At 72.8% G+C, this 17,149-nt stretch carries 18 protein-coding genes; 8 read left to right on the top strand and 10 right to left on the bottom strand.

All coding sequences use genetic code 11. The features are described from left to right. Window positions 1-91: 91 nt before the first annotated feature. Window positions 92-712 (bottom strand): hypothetical protein, encoded by a 621-nt coding sequence (locus tag ACIOD1_RS34115; protein WP_365628745.1) that lies wholly within the window; start codon window positions 710-712, stop codon window positions 92-94. A 494-nt stretch (window positions 713-1,206) separates the two neighbouring features. On the opposite strand from ACIOD1_RS34115, the gene ACIOD1_RS34110 reads away from it, so the two are divergent. Both ACIOD1_RS34110 and ACIOD1_RS34105 read left to right on the top strand, forming a co-directional pair. Further along, window positions 1,207-2,742 (top strand): glutamate-cysteine ligase family protein, encoded by a 1,536-nt coding sequence (locus ACIOD1_RS34110; protein ID WP_365628742.1) that lies wholly within the window; start codon window positions 1,207-1,209, stop codon window positions 2,740-2,742. A 152-nt stretch (window positions 2,743-2,894) separates the two neighbouring features. Continuing rightward, window positions 2,895-3,716 (top strand): type II CAAX endopeptidase family protein, encoded by an 822-nt coding sequence (locus tag ACIOD1_RS34105; protein ID WP_365628739.1) that lies wholly within the window; start codon window positions 2,895-2,897, stop codon window positions 3,714-3,716. A gap of 5 nt (window positions 3,717-3,721) precedes the next feature. On the opposite strand, the gene ACIOD1_RS34100 is transcribed toward ACIOD1_RS34105, so the two are convergent. After that, window positions 3,722-4,537 (bottom strand): PhzF family phenazine biosynthesis protein, encoded by an 816-nt coding sequence (locus tag ACIOD1_RS34100; RefSeq protein ID WP_401907000.1) that lies wholly within the window; start codon window positions 4,535-4,537, stop codon window positions 3,722-3,724. Between the two features lie 163 nt (window positions 4,538-4,700). Then, window positions 4,701-5,213, bottom strand: a complete 513-nt coding sequence (locus ACIOD1_RS34095) for a DUF2199 domain-containing protein (RefSeq protein WP_401906998.1) — start codon at window positions 5,211-5,213, stop codon at window positions 4,701-4,703. Between the two features lie 190 nt (window positions 5,214-5,403). On the opposite strand from ACIOD1_RS34095, the gene ACIOD1_RS34090 reads away from it, so the two are divergent. Further along, window positions 5,404-6,030: a PadR family transcriptional regulator gene (locus tag ACIOD1_RS34090; protein WP_401906996.1), complete on the top strand. Its 627-nt coding sequence runs from the start codon at window positions 5,404-5,406 to the stop codon at window positions 6,028-6,030. Between the two features lie 179 nt (window positions 6,031-6,209). Here the strand turns inward: ACIOD1_RS34090 and ACIOD1_RS34085 are convergent, their stop codons facing one another. Next, window positions 6,210-6,638, bottom strand: coding sequence for an SRPBCC family protein (locus tag ACIOD1_RS34085; protein WP_365628727.1), 429 nt, complete (start codon window positions 6,636-6,638; stop codon window positions 6,210-6,212). A 170-nt stretch (window positions 6,639-6,808) separates the two neighbouring features. Between ACIOD1_RS34085 and ACIOD1_RS34080 the strand changes: the two genes are divergently transcribed. Both ACIOD1_RS34080 and ACIOD1_RS34075 read left to right on the top strand, forming a co-directional pair. After that, a complete protein-coding gene (locus ACIOD1_RS34080) occupies window positions 6,809-7,765 on the top strand; it encodes an EamA family transporter (RefSeq protein ID WP_401906994.1) in 957 nt (318 codons plus the stop codon). Window positions 7,766-8,058: 293 nt separating this feature from the next. Then, on the top strand, window positions 8,059-8,967 hold the full coding sequence (locus tag ACIOD1_RS34075; RefSeq protein WP_365628721.1) for an EamA family transporter: 909 nt from the start codon (window positions 8,059-8,061) through the stop codon (window positions 8,965-8,967). Window positions 8,968-8,999: 32 nt separating this feature from the next. Here ACIOD1_RS34075 and ACIOD1_RS34070 read toward each other — a convergent pair whose 3' ends face one another. Next, on the bottom strand, window positions 9,000-9,665 hold the full coding sequence (locus tag ACIOD1_RS34070) for a pyridoxamine 5'-phosphate oxidase family protein (protein WP_401906991.1): 666 nt from the start codon (window positions 9,663-9,665) through the stop codon (window positions 9,000-9,002). A gap of 28 nt (window positions 9,666-9,693) precedes the next feature. Between ACIOD1_RS34070 and ACIOD1_RS34065 the strand changes: the two genes are divergently transcribed. Then, on the top strand, window positions 9,694-11,034 hold the full coding sequence (locus ACIOD1_RS34065) for an aminotransferase class I/II-fold pyridoxal phosphate-dependent enzyme (RefSeq protein ID WP_401906988.1): 1,341 nt from the start codon (window positions 9,694-9,696) through the stop codon (window positions 11,032-11,034). Window positions 11,035-11,168: 134 nt separating this feature from the next. Here the strand turns inward: ACIOD1_RS34065 and ACIOD1_RS34060 are convergent, their stop codons facing one another. Then, window positions 11,169-12,194, bottom strand: a complete 1,026-nt coding sequence (locus tag ACIOD1_RS34060) for a DMT family transporter (protein WP_401906985.1) — start codon at window positions 12,192-12,194, stop codon at window positions 11,169-11,171. Between the two features lie 73 nt (window positions 12,195-12,267). Here ACIOD1_RS34060 and ACIOD1_RS34055 point away from each other — a divergent pair, with 73 nt between their 5' ends. After that, complete coding sequence (locus ACIOD1_RS34055) at window positions 12,268-13,206, top strand: LysR substrate-binding domain-containing protein (RefSeq protein ID WP_401906983.1); 939 nt, start codon at window positions 12,268-12,270, stop codon at window positions 13,204-13,206. 19 nt (window positions 13,207-13,225) lie between these two features. On the opposite strand, the gene ACIOD1_RS34050 is transcribed toward ACIOD1_RS34055, so the two are convergent. Further along, window positions 13,226-13,684, bottom strand: coding sequence for a pyridoxamine 5'-phosphate oxidase family protein (locus ACIOD1_RS34050; RefSeq protein WP_365628797.1), 459 nt, complete (start codon window positions 13,682-13,684; stop codon window positions 13,226-13,228). 100 nt (window positions 13,685-13,784) lie between these two features. Here ACIOD1_RS34050 and ACIOD1_RS34045 point away from each other — a divergent pair, with 100 nt between their 5' ends. Beyond that, on the top strand, window positions 13,785-14,399 hold the full coding sequence (locus tag ACIOD1_RS34045; protein WP_401906980.1) for a cysteine hydrolase: 615 nt from the start codon (window positions 13,785-13,787) through the stop codon (window positions 14,397-14,399). Window positions 14,400-14,609: 210 nt separating this feature from the next. Here ACIOD1_RS34045 and ACIOD1_RS34040 read toward each other — a convergent pair whose 3' ends face one another. From ACIOD1_RS34040 to ACIOD1_RS34030, 3 genes are all read right to left on the bottom strand, one after another. Then, window positions 14,610-14,978: a PRC-barrel domain-containing protein gene (locus ACIOD1_RS34040; RefSeq protein ID WP_365628703.1), complete on the bottom strand. Its 369-nt coding sequence runs from the start codon at window positions 14,976-14,978 to the stop codon at window positions 14,610-14,612. 365 nt (window positions 14,979-15,343) lie between these two features. Next, a complete protein-coding gene (locus ACIOD1_RS34035) occupies window positions 15,344-16,306 on the bottom strand; it encodes an anti-sigma factor RsbA family regulatory protein (protein WP_401906977.1) in 963 nt (320 codons plus the stop codon). After that, window positions 16,303-17,115: an MEDS domain-containing protein gene (locus tag ACIOD1_RS34030; RefSeq protein WP_365628698.1), complete on the bottom strand. Its 813-nt coding sequence runs from the start codon at window positions 17,113-17,115 to the stop codon at window positions 16,303-16,305. The genes ACIOD1_RS34035 and ACIOD1_RS34030 overlap by 4 nt, the downstream gene beginning before the upstream one ends. Between the last annotated feature and the right edge of the window lie 34 nt (window positions 17,116-17,149).

Genomic DNA, 17,149 nt, shown 5'->3' with positions numbered 1-17,149 from the left:
GGGGACTAGGCCGAATGGGTCAGGTGGGTCAAGCCGACCGCGAGAGCCGTACGGCGCGCCCCGCCGCAGGTCAGGACGCGTACGGCGGTCCTCAGGCGGCGGGCGCCGCCATGGACGGCGGGACCGGTGGGGCGGGAGGGGTCAGCCGGAGGGTCAGCACGGGCAACAGCTCCGACACGGGGTGGGGCCGGAACGGGGCGATCCCGGGCGGCGCGGGCGCCAGCGGGACGAGCAGGTCCGCGGCGGCCGGCAGCCCGGCGGAGGCGTCGGCCCCGATCGCGCCGTGCAGCCACAGGGTCAGCATGTACAGCTCCGGTACGGACAGCAGCCGGGGCTGGTAGCCGGTGCCGAGCGACTCCGCCTGGCGCAGCGCGCGTTCGGTCGCGGCGACGTAGGGGCCCTCGAAGAAGTGGGAGAAGGCCCAGCCGTCGGGGGTGAGGCGGGTGTCGGCCGCCGCGACGAAGCGGTCGCCGCTGCGGATCAGGAACCTCCACCCGGTGAGCCGGGTGCGGGGCGGCCGGCCACCGGCCGTGAGACCCGACGGGTGCAACCGGTCCAGCACGTGCACCGGCAGGGGGAGTTCGGCGGTCATGGGGCCCTGGACGGCGCGCAGGGCCGGGGTGTGCGCCTCGTTGACGGCGGCGGGAGAACCGAGTGCCGCGAGGACGCTGCGCAGGGCGGGCGCGGGAGCCGGGGGTACGTGCAGCGGCATGGTGGGTCGCCTCTCGCTTGGGAGACCTGTGGTGCGGGGGAAGGTGCGGACGGCGCTGTCGCATTCTGGGGTCAGGAGGGGGCTTTGGGGCAATGGCCGCGCGCCAACTCTCTGCCTCGTTTGCGGAGTTTATACGACATGTGTTCACGCAGTGTTTCGGCTAGCTGTCCCGCCCATTGCCGACAAGGCGCTTACCGGACCCGCTGTCATGGTATTCATGCCGGTTGCGTACGAACAAGTCGCGCTGACCTCGGAGGCTACCCGAAGGGCGCTCGGCTGAAAAGCGCCGGTTATCCGAAACCGGCAAAGTCGACGCTGAATTTGCATACGACGACTTGCCAGACGAATGTGCCGACGCGCCCATCCGGCCATACCGGCGCGCGCTCCCGGCCCGACCCGGCCGCCCGGCGTTATCGATCACCGGGCCTGGGCATCATCGACCGAGACGCGGGCCCGGGCCCACCGGGCCGGGCCACTGGAGGAGGGACGCTTCGATGGGGGAGAAGGTCGTGGCAGGCGGATTCGACCTGTCCGATCGGCAGCGGTATCGGAGGAAGCTTCACGAGTGCCTGGAGGGGCTGGAGCGGCTTCTGGCGGAGAAGAGGTTCGATCGCCCCAAGAACATGATGGGGCTGGAGATCGAATTGAACCTCGCGGGTGCCGACGGTTTGCCGCGCATGGTGAATGCACAGGTACTGGAGCGGATTGCGAGCCCGGATTTCCAGACCGAACTCGGAATGTTCAATCTGGAGGTGAACGTACTCCCCCACCGGCTCGACGGCCGGGTATTCGACCAGCTCGCCGAGGAACTCACGGCGAGTCTCCACTACGCCCACCGGCAGGCCGCGGAGATCGACGCCGGCGTCGTGATGATCGGGATCCTGCCGACGATCTCCCGCGCCGACCTGGCCCTGGCCAACCTGTCGGCGGTGGACCGCTACTCCCTGCTCAACGAGCAGATCCTGATGATGCGCGGGGAGGACTTCACCCTCGACATCGACGGCGTCGAGCGGCTCACCTGGAGCACGGGGTCGATCGTGCCCGAGGCGGCCTGCACCTCCGTGCAGTTGCACCTCCAGGTCACCCCCGCCCGCTTCGCCGACGTGTGGAACGCCGCGCAGGCCGTGACCGCCGTACAGATAGCGGTCGGCGCCAACTCGCCGTTCCTGTTCGGGCGCGAGCTCTGGCGGGAGTCGCGTCCGCCGCTGTTCACCCAGGCCACCGACACCCGGCCACCCGAACTCCAGGCGCAGGGGGTGCGGCCGCGCACCTGGTTCGGCGAGCGGTGGGTGAACTCGGCGTACGAGCTGTTCGCCGAGAACGTCCGCTACTTCCCGGCCCTGCTGCCGATCTGCGACGAGGAGGAACCGCTGCGGGTGCTCACCGAGGGCGGGGTGCCGGGCCTGCGGGAGCTGGTGCTGCACAACGGCACCGTCTACCGCTGGAACCGACCCGTCTACGGGGTCGCCGACGGCACGCCGCACCTGCGGGTGGAGAACCGGGTGCTGCCCGCCGGCCCCACCGTCGCGGACGTCGTCGCCAACGCGGCCTTCTACTACGGCCTCGTGCGCACCCTGGCGGACGAACAGCGTCCGGTGTGGACCCGGATGCCGTTCGCGGAGGCCGAGGCCAACTTCGACGCGGCCTGCCGGTACGGGATCGACGCCCGGCTGCGGTGGCCGCGGCGGGGTCGGGCCGGCGGGCTGGTGAGCGTACCGGCGGTCCGGCTGGTCCTGGACGAGCTGCTGCCCATGGCCGCCGCCGGGCTGGACGCCTGGGGCATCGAGCCCGCCGACCGCGACCACTACCTCGGCATCATCGAGGAGCGCTGCCGGCGCCGGGTCAACGGGGCCACCTGGCAGGTCGACACCTACCACCGGGCGCTCGCGGGCGGGCTGGAGCGCGACGCCGCGCTGGCCGCCACCACCCGCCGCTACAGCGAGCTCATGCACAGGGGGGACCCCGTGCACACCTGGCCCGTCGGCATCGAGGAACAGGAGGCGCAGGCTCCGGCCGCGGCCCGGCACTGACCGGCCCGCGGGCCCCCGGCGTCGGGCCGCGGGCCCCCGGCGTTGGCCCGCGGGCGCCCGCCGGACGCCCGCGCCCGTCCGCCGGCGGGCCGCGGCCGCCTCGATGATCCGTCCCGGCCGCCGAGGAGGCAGTATGGGGTGGTCACAGCGGGATGGGCGGACGGGAGTCGGGCGTGCGGGCGGAGCCGGAGCCGGTGGTCGTGGGGCTGGACGAGGACCGGCGGCGGGGTGTCCTGCGCACCGAGACCCTCCTCGTCCTCGCCCTGTCGCTGGGCGCGAGCGGGGTCTCCGCGCTGATCAGCTTCATCGGGTCCCTCACCAAACCGGGCGGCCTCAAGGACCAGGCCGCCACGCTCAACGGCTCCTACGCGCCCGGCCGCCCCTGGCTCGACCTGGCCTGGCAGCTGTTCGGGATCGCGAGCGCGCTGGTGCCCGTCCTGCTCGTCGCGCACCTGCTGACCCGGGAGGGCGCTCCCGGGCTGCGGGTGCTCGGCTTCGACCGGACCAGGCCGCTGTGGGACCTCGGCCGGGGCGCGCTCGTCGCCGCCGGGATCGGCAGCGCCGGACTCGCCTTCTACCTCGGCGCCCGGGCCACCGGCTTCAACCTGACGGTGGTGCCGGAGGCGCTGCCGGACGTCTGGTGGAAGTTCCCCGTACTGATCCTCTCCGCGGTGCAGAACGCCGTGGTGGAGGAGGTCATCGTGCTGGCCTACCTGCTGCGCAGGCTCGGTCAGCTGGGCTGGACACCGATGGCCGCGCTCGTCGCCAGCTCCGTGCTGCGCGGTTCGTACCACCTCTACCAGGGCGTCGGCGGGTTCGTCGGCAACGTGGCGATGGGCGTCGTCTTCGTCCTGGCCTACCGGCGTTGGGGCCGGGTGGGCCCCCTCGTCGTCGCGCACGCGCTCCTCGACATCGTGGCCTTCGGCGGGTACGCGCTGCTCGCGGGCAAGGTGGGCTGGCTCCCGACCCCGTAGTCGGCTCAGTGGCCGAGCAGCTCGCCGTCGATGACGGTGACCGCGTGCCCGGTCAGGAGCGTACGGTCACCCGCGAGCCGCACCCGGACCAGACCCCGGCGGGCCCCTCCCTGGAGGCCGGTCAGCTCGGTGCGACCGAGGCGGGCCGCCCAGAACGGGGCGAGCGCGGTGTGGGCGCTGCCGGTGACGGGGTCCTCGTCGATGCCGAACACGGGGAAGAAGCCGCGGGAGACGAAGTCGTAGCCGCGGGAGGGGTCCTCGGCGGGCGCGGTGACGATCACCCCGCGACGGGCGTAGCCGCGCAGGGCCGCGTAGTCGGGGTCGAGCTCCCGTACGGTCCGCTCGTCGGCCAGCTCCACGACGAGGTCGCCGATGTGGGCCGAGGTGTCGTGCAGCGACAGGATCTCGGCGCCCAGGGCGCGGGCGACCTCCGGGACGGGCTCCACGGCCGTCAGCGAGGAGGTCGGGAAGTCCATGGTGATCGCGCCGTCCTCGCCGGCCTCCGTGGTGAGGATCCCGCAGCGCGCGGAGAAGCGGACCGCACCCTCGGCGAGGCCCTGTTCGCGCAGTACGTGGGCGGTCGCGAGGGTGGCGTGCCCGCACATGTCCACCTCGGCGGACGGGGTGAACCAGCGCAACGCCCAGTCGGCGTCCCCGCCGGGCGGCAGGGGACGGGCGAAGGCGGTCTCGGAGAGGTTGACCTCGGCGGCGACCTGCTGGAGCCAGGCGTCCGGCGGGAAGGCGGAGTCGAGGAGGAGCACTCCGGCGGGGTTGCCGTGGAAGGGGCGGTCGGTGAAGGCGTCGACGATTCGGATGCGCATGGCTTCGACCGTAGGACGCCGTCACGACCGGGGACAAAGGCCAATCCGGGGTGACTGGACCGATCGGCGCACCGGGGGCCGGCCCGCGCACCGGGAGGGCTGACCGGCGGCCCCCGTCCGACCGCCCCCGTCGCCGATCCGGCCCCGGGGGCGCCGCGGGGCGTCAGGGGGTCGGGTGCCGGAGGGTCGAGGCGATCTCCCGGACCCGGTCCATGGTGATGCCGGCGCGCTGCTCGACCGCGAGGGGGTGGTCGGTGGGCTCCAGCTCGATGAAGGGGCGCCGGCCGACCGCACGGGTGTGGGCGTTCGTCTTGAGGTTGGTGGTGGCGGGGGAGTAGAGGGCCAGCTCGGTGCAGAGCCAGCCGAAGTACGGGGCCTCGGCCTCCCGGCCCTCCGTGTCCCACATCTCGACGGCGTGCGCGAAGTTGACCCTGTTCAGCGAGATCCAGACGCCCCACGAGAAGACCTCCTCGCGACCGACCACCGGTATCTCGATCAGCCCCTTGACGAAGAAGAACCGCCCTTGGATGACGCACCGGTCGGACGACAGCAGGCTCTCAGGGTCCGCCTCGAAGTCGGGGCTCCAGACGTCGGGGGCCGGGGCCGAGTAGCTCATCGGGAGCTCTGCGTGGTGCTCGCCGCAGCAGGAGCACGTGAAACCGAGATCGTCAGACATGGCGCGAGCCTAAGGGGCGCCGCCCGTGATCCCGTCGCCCCCTTCCTCCCTCCGCCCGTTTCCCTTCACTGCCCGACTGTCAAAGATAGGTTCCGATACATCGTTGACGCATCGCGATGGATCAGCGATAGTGAAGGAGTCGAAGAACTTCGACAACACGAAATCCAGTGACGACGAAAGGAGCGCAGTGATGCGTTCACGTGGACAGAACGAGCACGGACACGAGCACGGGCACGACCACGGACGGGGTCACGGCCACTGCGGGCCGGACCGTCGGGAGGAGTTCATGGGACGGCGCGCCGCCTTCGGGCCGTTCGGACCGCCCTTCGGTGGCGGGCCCTTCGGAGGGCGCGGCGGACGCGGCGGCCCGCGCGGTCGGGCCCGACGGGGTGACGTACGTGCCTCGATCCTGGCGCTGCTCACCGACCGTCCGATGCACGGCTACGAGATGATCCAGGAGATCGGCGAGCGGAGCGGCGGGGCCTGGAAGCCCAGCCCCGGTTCGGTCTACCCGACCCTTCAGCTGCTGGAGGACGAGGGCCTCATCACCAACGAGAGCGAGGGCGGCAAGAAGCTGTTCACGCTCACCGACGCCGGCCGCACCGAGGCCGCCTCGGGTCCGGACGCCCCCTGGGCGGACGCCGGTCGCGGGTTCGACTTCGAGGCGATGCACGAGGTGCGCACCGCCGGGGTCGGTCTGATGGAGGCCTTCGGGCAGGTCTTCAAGACCGGCTCGCCCGAGCAGCGGGAGAAGGCCCTCGGGGTCATCAACGACGCCCGCAAGAAGCTCTACCTGATCCTGGCCGACGAGCACTGAGCCGATGGTCGGATCCCGACGACGACGCCCCGTGAGGAGATCCTCGCGGGGCGTCGTCGTGCGTGGGGGGTGGTGGCTGGGTCGTCTCTTTCGGACAGCGCCAGGGGGCGCCTCCCAGGTGGCTGGGGGAGAGGTCCGTGCCGGGCGATCCGCGCCCAGCAGGGGTTACGGGACAGCCCTTAGGCGACCAGTCCGGCCAGTTTGCGCAGCGACTCGTTGAGCGCGGCCGTCGCGGAGTCCTTGAGCTTGCCCGCCATCAGCGAGACCGCGGCGCCCGTGAACTCCCCGTCGATGCGGACCGTGGTGGCCTCACCGTCGGGGATCAGGCTGTAGCGGGTGAGCACGGCCACGCCCATCGGGCCCTTGCCGGTGATCGCGAAGACGCGCCCCTCCTCCAGCTCCGAGACCGTCCAGAGGATCTCGGCGGGAAAGCCCATCATCTTCATGTTCTCGGAGAAGGTCGACCCGATCGCGAGGGTCTCGGGACCACCCTTCGGGAAGTTGGTGTGGGTCATGCTCCACTGCCCGTACGCGTCCCAGTCCGTGAGCCGGCCCCAGAGCTTCGTGGCGGGCGCCTCGATGCGTGATTCCGCGGTGACCTCAGCCATGCGTCCACCCCTTCTCGTCGGGTTCGTGCGGCGGAACGTAGTCCTGGCGGGCGGAACATTCAAGACTGACGACCTGTCAGATGTCGGTGCCCCGGACCTCCGGACACCGGGTGTGTCTCAACAGGCGTCACGCCCGTGACGCTCCTGACGGCCCCTGTCATGATGGCCCGATGCAAGCGTCAGGGAAGAACGCCGGACTGGGCCCCGCCCTCGTCTCGGCGTGTGCGTTCGGTGGTTCCGGTGTCGCGGCGAAGCCGCTGATCGAGGCGGGTCTGGACCCGCTCCACATGGTGTGGTTGAGGGTGGCCGGGGCGGCCCTGGTGCTGTCCCCCCTGGCCTGGCGCCATCGTGACCTGGTGCGGCGCAAGCCCCTGCTGCTCGCCGGCTTCGGACTGATCGCCGTCGCGGGCGTGCAGGCCTTCTACTTCGCCTCCCTGTCCCGGATCCCCGTCGGCGTGGCCCTCCTGTTGGAGTACCTGGGCCCGGCGCTGCTGCTCGGTTGGATCCGCTTCGTCCAGCGCAAGCCCGTGACCCGCGCCGCCGCGGTCGGGGCGGCCGTGGCCGTCGTCGGGCTGGCCTGCGTGGTCCAGATCTGGGCCGGGCTGAGCCTGGACCCGCTCGGGGTGCTGCTCGGCCTCGCCGCCGCCTGCTGCCAGGCCTTCTACTTCGTCTTCGCCGACCAGGGCACCGACGGCGACGACGTGCCCGATCCGTTGGGCGTGATCGCGCACGGGATGATCGTCGGCACGCTCGTCATGACCGTGATCGCGCGGCCCTGGCAGCTCGACTGGTCGGTGCTCGGCGGGGACGCTGCGATGGGCGAGGTCCAGGTGCCCGCCTTGGCCCTGCTGGCCTGGGTGGTGCTGATCGCCACCGTGTTCGCGTACCTGACCGGGGTGGTCTCGGTGCGCAGGCTGTCCCCGCAGGTGGCCGGGGTGGTGGCCTGCCTGGAGGCCGTCGTGGCCACCGTGCTGGCCTGGGTGCTGCTCGGCGAGCACCTGTCGACGCCGCAGATCGTGGGTGGCGCGCTGGTTCTGGGCGGCGCCTTCATCGCGCAGTCCTCGCGGCCCGCCCCGACCGCGCAACCCGACCCCGCCGTGCCGGCCCCCGAGACCACGCGGGCCTGAGGGGTGTCCGCGGTGCGGCGCCCGGGGTGCGGCGGTCGCGGGGCACCGCGTAAGGTGCCGGGCATGCCTTCGACCGTGCTTCCCCCTCCCGCCGCCTAGCGCGGGCGGCTGCCACAGGAACGTGAACCCCGCCCGGGGAGTCCCCGGGCCGGATCGCGCTGCCCGCGAAGAGATGACCCCTTCTTCTCATCCTTCACGCGAGCGCGGAGTCCCACGTGTCGAACCATTCCTCTGTCACCACACCCGTCTCACCTGTCCCTGCGCCCCTTCCCGCGCCCGCGGCCGGGCGGGGGATGGCCTACCTCGTTGTCGCCGGGCTCGCCTGGGGCACCGCCGGGGCGGCGGCCTCCCTGCTCTTCCGGGCCAGTGACCTCGGTCCCCTCGCCCTGTCCTTCTGGCGGTGCGCGGGCGGGTTCGCGGTGCTGCTGGCCGTGCTCGCCGTACGCCGACCCGGGGCCCGGACCCGTCCGGTGACGCGGCCCTCGGTGGGCTCGCTGATCGGGACCGGGCTGCTGTTCACCCTGTTCCAGGCGGCCTACTTCGGCGCCGTGCGCGAGACCGGCCTGGCCGTCGGCACGGTCGTGACCCTCGGGGCGGGGCCCGTGCTGATCGCGCTGGGCGCCCGGTACGCGCTGGCCGAACGGCTGGGCCGGGGCGGGGTGGTCGCCGTCGTCGGCGCCCTCGGCGGGCTGGCCGTGCTGGTGCTGGGATCCGGGGGCGGCGAGGTGCGGCCGGTCGGGATCTGCTGGGCCCTGGTCTCGGCCGCCGGGTACGCGGGGATGACCCTGCGGGCCCGCCTGCTCGGCCGGCGCGGGGCCGGCGGGGACCCGCTCGTCACCACCGCCTGGTCGGTGGGCGTGGGCACGGTGTGCCTGCTGCCGCTCGCCGTGGTGGAGGGGCTGCTCCCGCACACCGCGCAGCCGGGCCGGGTGCTGTGGCTGCTGGTGTACGTGGCTACGGTGCCGACGGCGCTGGCGTACGCGCTCTACTTCACCGGCGCCGCGACCGTCCGCGCCGCGACCGTCTCGGTGATCATGCTGATCGAGCCGGTCGGCGCGGCCGCGATCGCCGTCTGGCTGCTCGGGGAGCGGCTGACCGGCGCCGTGGTGCTGGGCACCGTACTGCTGCTGGCGGCGGTGGGCGCGCTGATCGCGGACGAGGCGCGCGGTCCCGAGGCCGAGGCGCGGGGGCCCGAGGCCTGAGCCGGGGCGGGGTCGCTGCCCGCCCCCGGGTCTCAGAGCGCGGCGAGGTAGTCCGGGACGGCGATCCCCGGGGCGAGGTCCTGGGCCGGGACCGGGGTTCCGTACGCCGGGGCGACCGGGACCACGCCCGCCCAGAAGGGCAGGCCCAGGTCCTCGGCGTCGTCGTTGGGACCGCCGGTGCGGACCTTCGCGGAGACCTCGTTCAGGTCCAGCCGGATCACGGCCGTGGCCGCGAGCTCCTTGGCGTCGGCCGGGCGGGAGTCGGCCGAACGGCCCGGCACGACGTGGTCGACCAGGGCGTCCAGCGCCAGCCGGCACTCGGCCTCGTCGGTGACCTGGTAGGCGGTGCCGTGCACGACCACCGAGCGGTAGTTCATCGAGTGGTGGAAGGCCGAGCGGGCCAGCACCAGGCCGTCCACGTGGGTCACCGTCAGGCAGACCGGCAGGCCCGGGTCCGTCGTACGGGCGCCGAGCAGCGGGCGCGAGCCGGTGGAGCCGTGTACGTACAGGATCTCGCCCACCCGGCCGAAGAGGGTCGGCAGCACCACCGGCGCGCCGTCGCGGATGAACCCGAGGTGGCAGACGTAGGCCTGGTCGAGTATCGAGTGCACCGTCTCGCGGTCGTAGTGGGCCCGCTGGCGGGCGCGGCTCGGGACGGTGCGGGCGGTGGGCGCGTAGTCGGTGGGTGTGGTGGTCATGGTGCGGACTCCGTTGTACTAGTGCATAATGTTGTTTGTGCTAGGAGACTATCTGATCATCGGGCGTCGCGCATCGGATATCGCGGCCAGTATCGAAACGGGCGTCGGCTCGGGCGCGCTCGCGCCCGGAACGCTGCTGCCCCCCTTGCGGGAACTGGCGACCGAACTCGGCGTCAACCCCAACACCGTGGCCGCCGCCTACCGGACGCTGCGCGAACGCGGGGTGATCGTCACCGACGGGCGGCGCGGCAGCCGGGTGCTCCCGCGCCCCGCGACCGTCCCGCGCGACCAGATGCGCATGACGGTGCCGGCGGGCGTGCGCGACCTGACGCAGGGCAATCCGGACGTGCGCCTGCTGCCCTCGCTCGACGGTCCGTTGGCCTCGGCGGCCCGCCGCCACGCGCAGACCCCGACCCTGTACGGGCAGGCCCCGGTGGCTCCCGACCTCGCCCGGCTCGCCCGCGCCGGTTTCGACGCGGACGGGGTCGCGCCCGGGCCGGTGGCGGTGACCTCGGGCGCGCTGGACGGGATCGAGCGGTTGCTGACGGCCCACCTGCGCCCGGGGGACGCCGTCGCCGTCGAGGATCCGGGCTGGGGCGGGACGCTGGACCTCGTGCCCGCGCTCGGACTGCGGGTGATCCCGGTGGCCGTCGACGACGAGGGGCCCCTGTCCGGGTCCGTGGAGCGGGCCCTGGAGGAGGGCGCTCGGGCCCTGATCGTCACGGCGCGCGCGCAGAACCCGACCGGGGCCGCCGTCGGCGCCGCCCGCGCCCGGGACCTGCGCGCGCTGCTGGCCGCCCGCCCCGAGGTGTTCGTCATCGACGACGACCACGGACACGGGATCGTCGACCTGCCGCTGCACTCGCTCGGCGGCGTCACCCGGCACTGGGCGCTGGTCCGTTCGACGGCCAAGGCGTACGGGCCCGACCTGCGCCTCGCCGTCCTCACCGGGGATCCGGTGACCATGGACCGGCTGCGCGGCAGGCAGCGGCTGGGGCCGGGCTGGGTCAGCCGGCTGCTCCAGCACGCGGTGGTCGAACTGTGGTCCTCCGGTGCGGTGGACCCGGTCGCCGTGGCGCGCTCCTACGGGGCCCGGCGCGACGGGTTGATCGGCGAGCTGGCGCGGCGCGGCGTACGGGCCCACGGGCGCAGCGGGATGAACGTCTGGGTGCCGGTCGCCGACGAGACGGTGGTGGTCACTCGGCTGCTGTCGGCCGGCTGGGGGGTCTCGGCCGGGGCCCGGTTCCGGGTGGTCTCCGGGCCGGGGGTGCGCTTGACCGTGTCCGGGCTGGGCCTGGACGAGGTGCCGGCGCTGGCGGAGGCCGTGGCGGCCGGGGTGCGGCAGGTGGGCGGCGGCCGGTTCGACTGAGGGCGGCCCGGCCGGGGCGGCGGGTTCGAACGGGCAGCGGATTGGATCGGGCCGCGGTTCGGTCGGGCGGCGGATTCGGTCGGGCGGCCCGTTCGGTCGGGCCGCCCGGTCGAGGGTGTGGCGCCGGCCGGGGGTCAGGCGGTCTTGCGGGCTCCCGGTCGGGACTGGGTGAGCGCCGCGCCCGCCAGGACGACGGCCGCGCCGACCGGGGTGTTCCAGTGCAACTGCTCGCCTAGGACCAGGACTCCGGCCGCGGTGGCGATCACCGGGATGAAGTAGGTGACCATCTGTGCGGTGGTGGGCCCGACCTCCGTCACCAGGCCGTATTGCATCTGGAGGGCCATGCCCGTGCCGAGGGCGCCCAGGGCGATCACCGAGAGGGTCGGCCACAGCGGGAACGAGGTGGGTGTCGAGGTGAACAGGGCGCTGACGGCGGCCAGTTGGACGGTGGAGACGATCAGCTGCGCGCCGGTCAGGGCCACCGGGGAGCCGGGGGCGCCGGCGAGGGTGCGGCGGACGTAGATCCAGCCGATCGGATAGCAGAGCGCGGCCAGCAGGGCCAGCGCCGTGCCTCCGGCGTCGATTCCCACGAAGCCCTGCCAGGCTCCGAGCACGGTGAGCACCCCCAGGAAGCCGAGCCCCAACCCCGCGAAGCGGCGGCGCGTCGGGCGGTCCTCGGACAGGGCCACCATCGACAGGGCCATGCCCCACAACGGGGAGGTGGCGTTGCAGATCCCGGCGAGCGTGGAGGGGATGGTCAGCTCGGCGTACGCGAAGAGCGAGAACGGGGCCGTGTTCAGCAGCAGCGCCGCCACCGTCAGGTGGCCCCAGGTCCGCAGGCCGCGCGGAAGGCGCTCGCGACGCACGAGCAGGACCGCCACGAGGGCGAGCGCGCCGAACAGGACCCGACCGAGGGCGACCTGGAAGGGCGCGAAGGCCTCGGTGCCCACCTTGATCAGCAGGAAACTGAAGCCCCAGATCACCGAGAGGACGGCGAAGCGCAGGCGCCAGTCCGCGGAGCGGGACGCGACGGAGGGCGCGGTCGCCTCCCGGGCCACCGTCGTCGACGCCGCCGGGATCGGAGGACCGGCGTCGGGGGAGGTCGGAGGAGGGGTGGGGGACGGGGCGGCGTCCTGGTGGGAGGCGGTGGGTGCGCTCATGCGCTTACTCTGCGCCGGGCGACCTCGTAGGACAAGCGAGAGTTCTTGGCGTCGAAGCCGTAGCATCGCTTACATGTTGAATCTGGAGCGCCTGCGCACCCTCGACGCCCTCGCCCGCCACGGGTCTGTCAGCGGCGCGGCCGACGGGCTCCACGTGACCACCTCCGCCGTCTCGCAGCAGATGGCCAAGCTGGAGCGCGAGGTCGGCCAGCCGCTGCTGGCCAAGAGTGGGCGCGGGGTGCGGCTCACGGACGCCGGTCGACTGCTCGCCGACCACGCCGCCAGGATCATCTCCCAGGTGGAGCTGGCCCAGGCCGACGTCGAGGCCCAGAGGGGTTGTGCGGTGGGGGAGTTGCGGATCGGCGCGTTCCCGACCGCCATGCGGGGCCTGTTGCCCCGGGCGCTGGGCGCCCTGCGCGTCGACCACCCCGAGCTGCGGGTCTCCGTCCGCGAACGCGAGCCCGAGGCGAGCCTGGCGGCCGTCGTGCGCGGGGACCTGGACCTGGCCCTGGCCATCGACTGGCACAACAAGCGGATGCCCGTTCCGGCCGAGCTGACCCGGGTCCACCTCCTGGACGACGGCGTCGACATCGCGGTGCCGGTCGACCATCCGCTGGCCGGGGTCGCCGACGCCGGAGCGACGGACGCGGCCGCCCGGATCTCCCTCGCCGACTTCGCCGCCGACGACTGGATCTCCTGGAACGAGGGTCAGTTCTGCCACGAGTGGCTGATGACCACCCTGCGCGGGCTGGGCGTGGAGCCGCGCATCGCGCACATCGCCGAGGAGCACCACACCCAACTCGCCTTCGTGGAGGCCGGGCTGGGAGTCTGCGTGACGCCCCGGCTGGGCCGCGGGCCGGTGCCGGCGGGGGTCAGGCTGTTGCCCGCGTGCGACACCGTACGCCGCCACGTGTACGCCGTCTGGCGCGCGGACGCCGGGCGCAGGCCCTCCGTACGGGCCGCCGTCGAGGCGCTGTCCGCCTCGGCCGCGGCCGAGGCGGACACGCGCTGAAGCCCGCGCCGCCCGCGGTTCAGAGCTTGCGGAAGTCCCAGGACACGATCGAGTCCGGGGTCAGCCGGATCCAGGCGTGGCGCCCGTCGTGGGGCATCTCCGGGATCCCGAAGTTCTTGACGGGGAAGATCCGCTCCGCTTCCGCCAGCTCCGGGCAGGGTTCGCCGGTGCGCGGGGCCTCGCCCACGAAGACGGCGCTGCCGGACAGTTCGACCCCGCGCAGCTCGTCGTAGGCCTCCCCGGAGTCGACCACCACCGAGATCCGGGGGTCCTTGCGGAGGTCGGACCAGCGGCGGCTGCGGGTGATCGAGTACAGCCACAACGAGGCGCCGTCCCAGACGAACCACAGCGCGCCCACGTGCGGCCGGCCGTCCGGCGAGACGGTGGCCACCCGGCAGGTGCGCTGTTCGCGCAGGAAGGCGTCCAATTCCGCGTCGCTCATCATGATGCGGCGGCCCCGCCGCTGCCCGCCGCGCACCGTCTCCGGGCTGGTCTCGTCCATCCGTTCCGCACCCCTTCACATCTGACTGTGTGTCAGGAATCATGCGGGCTCGATCGTCGTCACGCCAGGGGGAGACATGCCGGAACTCGATCCCGTCACCACCGCGCTGCTCACCGTCGAATGCCAGAACGGCGTCGTCGGCGAGGAGAGCGCCCTGCCCGAGCTGGCCAAGGAGGCCCGTGACTCCGGCATGCTGGACCGCGTCGCCGCCCTGTGCGAGGCCGCGCGCGGGGCCGGCGTACGAGTGCTCCACGCGGTCGCCGAGCGGCGGCCCGACGGACTCGGGGCGAACACGAACGCCCGGTTGTTCCGGGCCGCCGGGAAGCTGCCCGTGCGCCAGTTGACCGGCAGCCCGGCGGTACGGGTCGCGGACCCGATCCGGGTCGACGAGCGGGACCTGGTGGTCCGCAGGCTGCACGGGCTCTCCCCGATGGCCGGCACCGACCTGGACGCCCTCCTGCGCAACCTCGGCGTCCGCACCCTCGTCGTCACCGGGGTGTCCTCCAACATCGCGATCCCGAACACCGTCTTCGACGCGGTGAACCTCGGCTACCAGGTCGTGGTGCCGTCCGACGCCGTCGCCGGCGTCCCCGCCTCCGTCACCGCCGAGGTCATCCGCAACTCCCTCGTGCTGGTGGCCGCCATCACCACCACCGAGGCCCTCCTCGAACAATGGGCTCCCCGCGCCTGAGAACGTACGGAATCGATTTCCGGAGACCGCCCGATCGGCCCCGGCGGCTGGAATTCCGAATCCGGCCATTCACCGCTGTTCCATGAGGCGGACACGGCTCCGACCGGCTCGGTCGGAAATGCGGTCGTCCTCGCGAGGACCGCACCCGCACGCGAAGGACCCGGCCGGGTTCGGATCGACCCGGCCGGGTCCTGTCACGCGCGCGGACGGTCAGGCGGGGCGGCCGCCGAAGGGGGCGCCGGTGCCGTAGTAGGTGCCCAGTTCCTCGCGGTACCCGGAGTCGCCGAGGTGCTGGTCGCGGTGGAACTCGGGGGCGTCCTTGATCTGTTCCCTGGTCCGGTCGACGAAGACCTTGTGCTCGTCCACGTCGACCCGGACGACGGTGCTCGCCGGCAACAGCACTTCCTTGCCGAAGATCCAGACGCCGGTGTCCACGACCAGATAGGCGTCACCGACCTCGTCGGAGTGCTTGTCGACCTTGCCGATGCTCCCGTCGGTGGCCTCGACCTTGTAACCGGTCAGGTCCGTGCCCCGCAGGTAGTCGGCCGTCGACGTGTAGCTCCACACATGCTCAGTCACGCGAAAACAACTCCTCGGTCATACGAGGACGGAAAGAGAATGCGGAGAAACAATTCTCGATCCGTCCCGGCTTCTCGCACATGTCGTGCGCGGCGGTCCGTTCTTTCCGCCTGAAACGCCCATGCCCCGAGTCGGTGACCGCACACCCCCGGAATCCGAATCCGATCCTGGTCGGCGTGTGCGGCGGCGCGTGCGGTGGCGAGAGAATGCGCCGCTTTCGGGCCGTGCCTACGCTGGAAGCGGCGGCCGGCCCGATGAGCGGCCCCGGTCGCCACCCGTGGGCACCTGCCACTCCCCCTCCGCGCAGGTGCCCACACCGTGTCGGCGCGCGACGATGCCGCGCCGGGCGTGAGCGGATCGCGTTCCTACCGGCGTGCGTCCATGTGCAGGCGGACGGTGGTTCCCCGGACCGGGGTGGAGCGGATCTCGACCAGGTCGCAGAGCTGGTGGGCGAGCCAGAGGCCGCGACCGCCGATCTGGTCCGCGTCGGGGCGGATGTGGCCGGTCATCACGTCGGAGATGTAGCCGGCGTCGCGGAACTCGCAGAGGAACGTGGAGTCCTGCGCCCAGGTGCGCAGGGTGCCGTGGCCCCCGCCGTGGCGGATGCTGTTCGTCGCGATCTCCGTGACGGCGACCGCCAGCTTCGGCAGCCGGTCCTCCAGAACGCCCGCGTCGGAGGCCCACTGCGAGACCTTCGCGCGGATCGCGGCCAGGTCACCGTGGGAGTAGCTCAGCTCCTGGAAGGGACCGCAGGGGTCCGCGAGGGCCTCGAAGGGGTACTCCTCACCCGTGAGGTACTCCTCGTTGCGCGTGTACTGCCCGTCCCGGCGGATCAGGGGGTGGCAGCGGGACAGCGAGCGCAGGGCGTCCTGGTCCTCGTCGGCGGCGTCGTAGGGGCACAGCATCGACCAGGTGGAGCTGCGTGCGAAGGCCCGGTTCAACAGCCACTCGTGGTAGCGCAGCTCGGAGAGGTGCGAGGCGTTGCGCGCCCGGTTCCAGGCGGTTTCGCCGATGCCCCGCACCGGCCTGTCCCCTTCACCGCGTTCCCGCATCCAGGCCGCCCAGGCGGCGACGAGCCGGCCGGGGTTCGGGCCGGCCGTCGTCGTGTCGACGAAGGTGACGGCGGGTTCGTCGGCGAGTTCGCCGCGCAGGAGCGAGGTCTTGTCCGAGGGAACGGCGACGACCACGGCCTCACCGGCGTCCAGGGCCTCGTGGATGAATTCCAGGGTCCCGGACAGGAACTCTTCGTCGCCGCGGTAGGGGTACAGCTCGTGGCGGAACGGGGTCCCGTCCCGGCCGGACGGCGTCGAGGGCACGGTCGTGGTCATGCCGCCATCACCACCGGCACGCCGACGGCCGCGTAGCCCGCGAGTTCCCAGCACAGGCGAACGGTCTCGTTTGCGCCTTCCACGTCGATCCGGCGGTCGGGCAGGTGGCGGGCCGCGTCCACGAGCGCGTGCATGCCGGCGGCGTCGATCATCTCCAGGGTGTCGAACCTCAGCCTCACCCTGGGTGCGTGCCGCATCGCGGCCCGCACCGCCGCGTTGAACGCCGCCGCGCACTCCGAGTCGATCACTCCGTCAACGCTCCACCTGTCGGCGCCGGTGCTGAACATCCGAAAGGCCGGACGCGGAGCGCGCGTGCCCGTCTCCTGCGGATGCACGCACGCCGCCCGGTCCAGGGCGGGAGCGTCCCACAGGGAAGACCTGAAGCCGCACACCACGATGGCCCCGCTCTCGGAGGCGAACTCGTCGAGCTTCAGTTCCTGGGCCAGCAGCTCCTCGACGCCGCCGGGTGCCGACGTGGGCATTCGCTCGGTGAGGACGCGTACCGACCGGAAGCCCTGGCGCGCCGCGGTACGGGCTTCGCGGCGCACCGCCGCGAGGACCGACTCGGCGCCCGTGGAGCCGGGGAAATCGAGGAACACCGCGGCGGGGGGCAGGGTGCCGCCGGTACGGGAGACGCCGGAGGTGGCGCCGGCGGGGGCGACGAACACGAGCTTGTCGCCGTAGAGGGCGCCGTCCGCCACGTAGGCCCGGGCCGCCGTGAGGAAGGTGGTGGAGTGGTCCATGCGCCAGCAGACGTGGTCTCCGAGTTCGACCTCGTCCAACGTCGCCAACGCCCGCGCCGTTCTCACCGCACCCCGTTCCCGCCTTCCGGCACGAAGACCG

The organism is Streptomyces sp. NPDC088097, from assembly GCF_044741845.1.
In the GTDB taxonomy this organism is placed as follows: Bacteria; Actinomycetota; Actinomycetes; order Streptomycetales; family Streptomycetaceae; genus Streptomyces.
Note: the sequence above shows the minus strand (reverse complement) of the source record. Positions and strands in the feature narration are given on the sequence as shown.

Excerpts from the sequence above, each read along its gene's own strand:
- ACIOD1_RS34115 (WP_365628745.1), bottom strand. The coding sequence starts at position 712 with ATGCCGCTGCACGTACCCCCGGCTCCCGCGCCCGCCCTGCGCAGCGTC.
- ACIOD1_RS34110 (WP_365628742.1), top strand. The coding sequence starts at position 1,207 with ATGGGGGAGAAGGTCGTGGCAGGCGGATTCGACCTGTCCGATCGGCAG.
- ACIOD1_RS34105 (WP_365628739.1), top strand. The coding sequence starts at position 2,895 with ATGGGCGGACGGGAGTCGGGCGTGCGGGCGGAGCCGGAGCCGGTGGTC.
- ACIOD1_RS34100 (WP_401907000.1), bottom strand. The coding sequence starts at position 4,537 with ATGCGCATCCGAATCGTCGACGCCTTCACCGACCGCCCCTTCCACGGC.
- ACIOD1_RS34095 (WP_401906998.1), bottom strand. The coding sequence starts at position 5,213 with ATGTCTGACGATCTCGGTTTCACGTGCTCCTGCTGCGGCGAGCACCAC.
- ACIOD1_RS34090 (WP_401906996.1), top strand. The coding sequence starts at position 5,404 with ATGCGTTCACGTGGACAGAACGAGCACGGACACGAGCACGGGCACGAC.
- ACIOD1_RS34085 (WP_365628727.1), bottom strand. The coding sequence starts at position 6,638 with ATGGCTGAGGTCACCGCGGAATCACGCATCGAGGCGCCCGCCACGAAG.
- ACIOD1_RS34080 (WP_401906994.1), top strand. The coding sequence starts at position 6,809 with ATGCAAGCGTCAGGGAAGAACGCCGGACTGGGCCCCGCCCTCGTCTCG.
- ACIOD1_RS34075 (WP_365628721.1), top strand. The coding sequence starts at position 8,059 with ATGGCCTACCTCGTTGTCGCCGGGCTCGCCTGGGGCACCGCCGGGGCG.
- ACIOD1_RS34070 (WP_401906991.1), bottom strand. The coding sequence starts at position 9,665 with ATGACCACCACACCCACCGACTACGCGCCCACCGCCCGCACCGTCCCG.
- ACIOD1_RS34065 (WP_401906988.1), top strand. The coding sequence starts at position 9,694 with ATGTTGTTTGTGCTAGGAGACTATCTGATCATCGGGCGTCGCGCATCG.
- ACIOD1_RS34060 (WP_401906985.1), bottom strand. The coding sequence starts at position 12,194 with ATGAGCGCACCCACCGCCTCCCACCAGGACGCCGCCCCGTCCCCCACC.
- ACIOD1_RS34055 (WP_401906983.1), top strand. The coding sequence starts at position 12,268 with ATGTTGAATCTGGAGCGCCTGCGCACCCTCGACGCCCTCGCCCGCCAC.
- ACIOD1_RS34045 (WP_401906980.1), top strand. The coding sequence starts at position 13,785 with ATGCCGGAACTCGATCCCGTCACCACCGCGCTGCTCACCGTCGAATGC.
- ACIOD1_RS34035 (WP_401906977.1), bottom strand. The coding sequence starts at position 16,306 with ATGACCACGACCGTGCCCTCGACGCCGTCCGGCCGGGACGGGACCCCG.